The sequence below is a fragment of the uncultured Agitococcus sp. genome, from assembly GCF_937920075.1.
Classification (GTDB): Bacteria; Pseudomonadota; Gammaproteobacteria; order Pseudomonadales; family Moraxellaceae; genus Agitococcus.
This window is the reverse complement of sequence record NZ_CALETI010000132.1, coordinates 1-7,173: the sequence shown is the minus strand read 5'-3', so window position 1 is coordinate 7,173 and position 7,173 is coordinate 1. Positions and strand designations below refer to the sequence as shown.

General features: G+C 42.0%; 6 protein-coding genes and 1 pseudogene. 1 reads left to right on the top strand and 6 read right to left on the bottom strand.

All coding sequences use genetic code 11. From position 1 onward, the window contains the following. Positions 1-134 precede the first annotated feature (134 nt). On the bottom strand, positions 135-1,262 hold the full coding sequence (locus Q0212_RS04995; RefSeq protein ID WP_297923109.1) for an FIST N-terminal domain-containing protein: 1,128 nt from the start codon (positions 1,260-1,262) through the stop codon (positions 135-137). 122 nt (positions 1,263-1,384) lie between these two features. Continuing rightward, a complete protein-coding gene (locus Q0212_RS04990; RefSeq protein ID WP_297923106.1) occupies positions 1,385-1,873 on the bottom strand; it encodes an acyl-CoA thioesterase in 489 nt (162 codons plus the stop codon). A gap of 199 nt (positions 1,874-2,072) precedes the next feature. Here Q0212_RS04990 and Q0212_RS04985 point away from each other — a divergent pair, with 199 nt between their 5' ends. Then, on the top strand, positions 2,073-2,867 hold the full coding sequence (locus tag Q0212_RS04985) for an SDR family oxidoreductase (RefSeq protein WP_297923103.1): 795 nt from the start codon (positions 2,073-2,075) through the stop codon (positions 2,865-2,867). A gap of 83 nt (positions 2,868-2,950) precedes the next feature. Here Q0212_RS04985 and purD read toward each other — a convergent pair whose 3' ends face one another. The 4 genes and pseudogenes from purD to dusB form a co-directional block, all read right to left on the bottom strand. Further along, positions 2,951-4,246, bottom strand: a complete 1,296-nt coding sequence (gene purD, locus Q0212_RS04980; protein WP_297923100.1) for a phosphoribosylamine--glycine ligase — start codon at positions 4,244-4,246, stop codon at positions 2,951-2,953. Positions 4,247-4,302: 56 nt separating this feature from the next. Further along, positions 4,303-5,862 carry a bifunctional phosphoribosylaminoimidazolecarboxamide formyltransferase/IMP cyclohydrolase gene (purH, locus tag Q0212_RS04975; RefSeq protein WP_297923097.1) on the bottom strand — a complete coding sequence of 520 codons (1,560 nt, stop codon included), beginning with the start codon at positions 5,860-5,862 and terminating at the stop codon, positions 4,303-4,305. A gap of 83 nt (positions 5,863-5,945) precedes the next feature. After that, positions 5,946-6,218 (bottom strand): DNA-binding transcriptional regulator Fis, encoded by a 273-nt coding sequence (gene fis, locus Q0212_RS04970; RefSeq protein ID WP_297923094.1) that lies wholly within the window; start codon positions 6,216-6,218, stop codon positions 5,946-5,948. Between the two features lie 69 nt (positions 6,219-6,287). Continuing rightward, positions 6,288-7,115 (bottom strand): annotated as a pseudogene (gene dusB / locus Q0212_RS04965) (tRNA dihydrouridine synthase DusB); the annotation flags it as partial. Positions 7,116-7,173: the final 58 nt, after the last annotated feature.

Below are 7,173 nucleotides of genomic sequence, written 5' to 3'. Positions count from 1 at the left end.
AGCCAGTTGGATAATGGGTTCTGGTTGTTGACAATAAATGGCAAATACTCGACTTAGTAAGTCTTTACGAAAAATTTCAGGTGTATAAATAAAACCTGCTGGGGTGGGAGTGATGGTACTAAAAAGATAAGCAGTCATAAGCCAATCAACACTAAAACATAAGTCATATTATGAAATAAGTTTGCACTATAACCGTCTTTTAGGCGTAAGGGGGCAATTTCTCCTAATGATGGAAAGCCAATTAAGCTAATTTGTTGAAAGTTTTTGGTAATTGCGTCTATTTCATGATTGAGTTGTGTGCCTAGTAGGCTTTTTCGACCTGCGCAACTAATAATTAATGCGGCAATTGGTTGAAAACTTGCCGATTGGGCTTGTTGTGCAAGCTGATAGACCTCATGAATGATTTCATCAGGACGAGCAATACAAACTTGTACTTTTTGTCCTGTACTGATCCCGCCATACAAAAATATACTTTGTGCATTTTCACCAATATCACTTTTGATGGAGCGTAGGCGTTTAAAGTTTTCATGGTTAATAATAGTTAATGAAATATTTCCGCGATCACTGCGTAAAATGGGTTTACCTGTTTCTTGTTCAATAAAGCGCATGGCATCCATACCACCAATACGATCAATACGATTACTTTCAGCTTGTTCAATTGTGCCACTATGGCCAATTGGGGTAATTGAGTTATCAACAAAAATAGAAAAGTTTATGTTGCCGATAGCATGAAGGGCAATCACACAATCATTAATAACGCCGTCACAAGTATAAAGTGCACATTGATCCCATTGCTGATCGTCAGCGGCAAAACCACCCACAATTGGCGTTTTTATTTCATGTTCAATGACTTCTTCGATTAAAGAAGCATCGGCATGAAAATCGGAGATCATGAAAATTAAACTAGCTTGTTGATGCTCTTGTAGCGCAGTGCGTGTTGCTTGCTGTGGTTGCTCCGTAACATGATGGCCAATTTTAAGCTGCCATTGTACTTGTCCATGACTATTTAGGGCTAAAGCTGCCGCGCCATATTCACCCACGCCATGAGTCTCGTAAAAACCATCACCACTATTGCCAATAATAATGCAGTTAGGTTGATTGAGGCTGTCTTGTAATCCAGCAAGAATGTCACTGTTATGACCATAATCAATAGATGTAAACAAAAAAACAACTTCTGGATTAAGTGCAGCTAAGTGTTCACCTAAATAAACACCTGCTCGATAGGCATCTGGGATTTGGGTTGAGACAGACAGGGCTTCCATCGCATTGCTCATATAATTTTTAGTATTGCATAACTTATAGGACAAATTTGTTAAAGCTACAAGAGCACAAGAACTTGATACATCTATTTAATACTAAGGCGTGCGTTTTGTGAGCTTATAAATTAGGCTTTATATTGTTTTAATTGCTCACGCACCGATAAACGTGCTTGTCGGCGAATTTCTGCCGCAGCAAAACGTTGAAGTTCTTTTTCGTTTTCGGGAACAAGGGCAGGAACAGGCGCAGGCTTACCTTCTGCATCCAAAGCAACAAAGGTAAAATAGGCAGAAACAATATGGCGTTTTGTGCCTAAATAACTGTTTTCGGCTTCAACACGTACACCAATTTCCATAGAAGATGTCCATGCTTTATTAATGGCAGCGCTAAATAACAAGGTGTCATTTTCTTGGGCAGGGGCAACAAAATGCCAAGAATCCACCGAAGCAGTAACACAGGTATGACCACTATGACGTTCTGCGACGACTACTGCTAAACGATCAGCAATGCTCATAATTAAGCCACCAAATACCGTACGCTTAGCATTCAGGTCATTGAGAAAAATCTTATAGACATGATTGTCGATTTTTGAGGCAGAAGAGGGTTTGCTGTTCATAATTGACTTCAATGGTTATGAATTAAATAAAGACTTACGTATTTCGCCAAAATTAGTGTTTTTAGTGAACAAGTAAGCCTGTAGGAGTGTAGAAAAATTAGAGGATAAATCATAGTCAGATTTTTCTTGATTGTTATTCAAGAGTGAGTTATCTTGAATTTTGTTCAAGATTGGTTATCAGCTTAATATGGGGTGTTTTATGAGTGGTCATCGCCGTACGGCATTAATTACAGGAGCATCAGCAGGTATTGGTGCAACCTTTGCGCGGTTTTTAGCAGCACAAGGTTATGATTTAGTTTTGGTTGCTCGTCGTGTTGAGCGCTTAAATGAGTTAGCTAAAGAGCTGAATCAGCAATTTGGTATTAAAAGTTATGTGTTTGCGGCGGATTTAACCGATAAACAAGCACCTACAGCGATTATGGCTTTTGTTAAAGAGCAGGGCGTTGTGATTGATATGTTAATTAATAATGCGGGTTTATCAGGTAAAACGGCTTTTGCTGATACGCCTTGGCAGGACTTAGCCAATGAAATTCAATTGATGATTACGGCGGTGACCGAGCTAGCATATCGTGTGATTCCTGATATGAAGCAACAAGGTTGGGGCAGAATTATTAATTTATCGTCATTAGCTGCCTTTTCTCCACCAGGTGCAAGCTTGTTATACACTGGTATTAAAAGTTATGTCTTGAATATTTCAGAATCGTTAGATATGGAATTAAAGTCTTATGGCATTCATGTGACCGCATTGTGTCCGGGTTTTACCCATAGTGAGTTTCATGATGTGATGGGAACACGAGATGCTGCTAATCATTTACCTGCGATTTTGTGGCAACAGCCAGAAGCTGTGGTAAAAGAGGGCTATGAAGCGGTGATGAAAGGGAAGCCTGTTTGTGTTCCAGGAGTGGTTAATAAAGTGATTGCGAGCAGTATGCGCCCCATTCCTGAGTCAGCACGTTACTTTTTGGGAAAAACGTTTAATCCGTTTAAGAATTAAAGCAATTATGCACACTGAGCGGAGTCGAAGTGGTTTCGACTCCGCTCAACCACCACGACTTCCACTCACCATACTTAAAATGCTTACTGCTGTTGCTGTGCTTGTTGTTCACGAGCAATAGCACGGTAACCAATATCCGTACGATGATATTCATCAGCCCATGTAATCTCTTGTACATGACGATAAGCATTGGCTTGAGCCTCACTTACCGTTTTGCCTAAAGCAGTCACGCATAACACACGACCACCATTAGTGACGACTTCACCATTTTCTAAGCTAGTACCAGCATGAAAGACTTTGCTGTGAGTATGAAGAATATCTAAACCTTTAATGACATCGCCTTTGCGCACATCATTAGGATAACCACCCGCAGCCATGACTACACCCACCGCAGGGCGAGCATCCCATTGTGCTTCGGTGGGTAATTGTTGAGCTAAACCCGCTTCAACTAATTCCACTAATGAAGATTGTAATCTCATCATAATCGGTTGTGTTTCAGGATCACCAAAACGACAGTTAAACTCAATAACTTTTGGTGCGCCTGTTGCATCAATCATTAAACCCGCATACAAAAAGCCAGTATATGGATGACCTTCAGCCGCCATACCTTGAACAGTGGGCATAATCACTTCACGCATCACTCGAGCATGCACTTCAGGCGTAACCACAGGTGCAGGTGAATAAGCACCCATACCGCCCGTGTTTGGCCCTGTATCAGCATCACCAATACGTTTGTGGTCTTGGCTAGTCGCCATGGCTAAGGCATTAACCCCATCAACCATACAAATAAAACTGGCTTCTTCGCCATCTAAAAACTCTTCAATAACCACACGTGCACCAGCACTGCCAAATTTATTGCCAGATAGCATATCGGTTACCGCAGCTTCGGCTTCGTCTAAGGTCATGGCGACAATCACGCCTTTGCCTGCGGCTAAACCATCCGCCTTTATCACAATCGGCGCACCTTTTTCACGAACATACGCTAAGGCTTGATGAGTGTCGGTAAATACACCGTAATAGGCTGTTGGAATTTGATGACGGGCTAAAAAGTCTTTGGCAAAGGCTTTTGAGCCTTCTAATTGTGCTGCGTATTGGGTAGGCCCCCAAATTTTTTGGCCTGCTGCTCTAAAAGCGTTCACCACACCATTAACCAAGGGAGCTTCTGGGCCAACAATGGTTAATTCAACATTATTTTCTTGGGCAAAATTTAATAAGGCTTGGTTATCAAGCATATTAATCGCCACATTTTGGCATTTGGCTTCAGTGGCTGAGCCTGCATTGCCTGTCGCAACAAAAACGGTATTAATACGTGGGTCTTGGGCACATTTCCAAGCAAGGGCGTGTTCGCGGCCACCTGAGCCTAAAATAAGAATATTCATTTTTAATCCTCAAAAACAAAAAAGGCTTGGATAACCAAGCCTTTAATGGCCAATTATTAATGACGGAAGTGGCGCATACCTGTAAACACCATTGCCATGCCATGCTCATCAGCAGCGGCAATCACCTCGGCATCACGCATAGAGCCACCAGGTTGAATTACACAGCTAATGCCCACTTTAGCAGCATTATCAATGCCATCACGGAATGGGAAGAAGGCATCAGAAGCCATGACTGCGCCTTGTACTTGTAAACCTGCATGTTCGGCTTTAATCGCAGCGATACGCGCCGAGTTAACGCGGCTCATTTGGCCTGCACCAATACCAATAGTTTGACGGCCTTTGGCATAAACAATGGCATTGGATTTAACAAACTTGGCCACTTTCCATGCAAAAATTAAATCATGAATTTCGGCTTCGGTAGGGGCGCGTTTGGTGACTACTTTTAAGTCACCATCGGTAATCATGCCAATATCTAAATCTTGTACTAACAAACCACCATTAACACGTTTGTAATCTAATTGTTGGCTACGTTCAGCAGACCATTGACCACATTCTAAAACACGCACATTTTGTTTAGCAGCAGTGATGGCTAAAGCTTCGGCACTGACTTTTGGTGCAATAATCACTTCAACAAATTGACGTTCGACAATCGCTTTGGCAGTTTCGGCATCTAACTCACGGTTAAAGGCAATAATGCCACCAAAAGCAGACTCAGTATCGGTTTGGTAAGCTAAGTCATAAGCCGCTTTAATACCATCTAAGGACACAGCAACACCACAAGGATTGGCGTGTTTGACGATCACACAAGCTGGCTTTACAAAGGATTTAACACATTCTAAGGCTGCATCCGTGTCAGCAATGTTGTTATAAGATAATTCTTTGCCTTGCAATTGTTTTGCGGTGGCAATGCTCGCTTCTTTGGGTTGAGCTTCGACATAAAAAGCGGCTTTTTGATGAGGATTCTCACCATAACGTAAATCTTGCGCTTTAATAAACTGGGTATTAAAGGTGCGAGAGAATTGTTGCGCTGGCTCAGTGACTAAACGGCCTAAGTAATTAGCAATCATGCCATCATAAGCAGCAGTATGCTCAAACGCTTTAACCGCTAAATCAAAACGTGTGGCTTGGCTTAAACCACCTGTTGCTTGAATTTCGGCTAATACAGTGGCGTAGTCAGTGCTATTAACCACAATACCCACATGAGCGTTGTTTTTGGCGGCAGAGCGCACCATCGTTGGCCCGCCAATATCAATATTCTCAATGGCATCTTCTAAAGAGCAATTGGGTTTAGCAACGGTTTGGGCAAACGGATATAAATTCACCACCACTAAATCAATACGGCCAATGCCATGCTGAGTCATCACTTCATCATCTGTGCCACGACGACCTAAAATACCGCCATGAATTTTCGGATGTAAGGTTTTAACCCGACCATCCATCATTTCTGGAAAACCTGTGTAATCAGCAACTTCTTGAACAGGAATGCCATTATCTTTAATCAATTTGTATGTGCCACCTGTGGATAATAGGGCAACACCTAAATTGGCTAATTCACGGGCAAAGTCAACAATGCCAGTTTTATCTGAAACAGAGAGAAGGGCGCGAGTAACTTGCATGGAGAGTCTCGGATGAAAACGATTAAGCGGAAGAGGTTAAAAAGCAAAGAGCTTAGGTGTAGTCACCTAAGCTCTGAAGTGACTTAGTCAAAAATGAAACCATGAGTTTTCATTTTTTTGCGTAATGTACCGCGATTAAGTCCTAATAATTGAGCAGCTTTAGTTTGATTACCACGAGTGAATTCTAACACGACTGATAACAATGGTTTTTCAACTTCCGCTAATACGAGTTCATACACATCAGAAGGCTTTTCGCCTTGGAGTTGAGCAAAATAATGGCGCATGGCACGTTCAACGTGAATACGTAATGCAGCATCACTTTGTGGAACTGGAATAGAGGATTTAGGACTATTCATATTGACCCTACTATGAAAAGAAATTAGCAATGAAAACGAGGTCAGGACGCGCAAGATTTGCAGCAGTCCTCAAACTTGTGCAGCAAAGAAAGCCTCTACTGCATCGCACTGCGCTTGACGGTTCGTGAGCTTGTGAAATTGTTGCACAAAAGATCTGCTATTGTCTAAAAAAACGCCATACCATGCAAGATGTTTGCGGGCAAAACGAATCCCTAAATCATCACCATAAAAGTCATGTAATGCCAAAAGGTGCTGTTTAATGATGTCAGCACGTTCCGACAGACTAATCGGTGTTAATAAAGTGGAGGTATTTAGATAGTGGCGAATCTCACGAAAAATCCACGGACGGCCATGAGCGGCGCGGCCGAGCATGATACCATCACAGCCCGTTTGTTGCAGCACTGTTAATGCTTTTTCTGGTGAATCTATATCACCATTTGCTATCACAGGTATCTTGACAGCTCGCTTAATTTCGGCAATGGTGTCGTATTCTGCCTGTCCGAGATATTTATCGGCACGAGTACGGCCATGAATAGCTAATAATTGAATGCCTGCATCTTCGGCAATTTTGGCAATGGTTACGCCATTTTTATGTTCTCTATCCCAACCTGTTCGCGTTTTTAAAGTAACAGGAATGGGAACAGCTTTAACCACGGTCGTTAAAATTTTTTCGACAAGAGCTTCATCTTGCATCAATGCTGAGCCAGCCAAACGATTACAGACTTTTTTGGCAGGACAGCCCATATTAATATCAATAATATCCGCACCACGTTCCATATTTAGCCGTGCAGCATCGGCCAACATTTGTGGGTCATAACCAACAATTTGTACACTTTTGGGATTAGGCTCGCCGTCATGGTTAAGGCGAAAACTCGATTTTGTGCTGTGCCACAAACTAGGTAGGACTTACGCAATAGGCGATATAACATATTGAATTTAAATGACAATATTAAAA

What these genes read in the sequence shown, in the direction of transcription:
- Q0212_RS04995 (WP_297923109.1), bottom strand. Translation starts at nt 1,262, where the DNA reads ATGGAAGCCCTGTCTGTCTCAACCCAAATCCCAGATGCCTATCGAGCA.
- Q0212_RS04990 (WP_297923106.1), bottom strand. Translation starts at nt 1,873, where the DNA reads ATGAACAGCAAACCCTCTTCTGCCTCAAAAATCGACAATCATGTCTAT.
- Q0212_RS04985 (WP_297923103.1), top strand. Translation starts at nt 2,073, where the DNA reads ATGAGTGGTCATCGCCGTACGGCATTAATTACAGGAGCATCAGCAGGT.
- purD (WP_297923100.1), bottom strand. Translation starts at nt 4,246, where the DNA reads ATGAATATTCTTATTTTAGGCTCAGGTGGCCGCGAACACGCCCTTGCT.
- purH (WP_297923097.1), bottom strand. Translation starts at nt 5,862, where the DNA reads ATGCAAGTTACTCGCGCCCTTCTCTCTGTTTCAGATAAAACTGGCATT.
- fis (WP_297923094.1), bottom strand. Translation starts at nt 6,218, where the DNA reads ATGAATAGTCCTAAATCCTCTATTCCAGTTCCACAAAGTGATGCTGCA.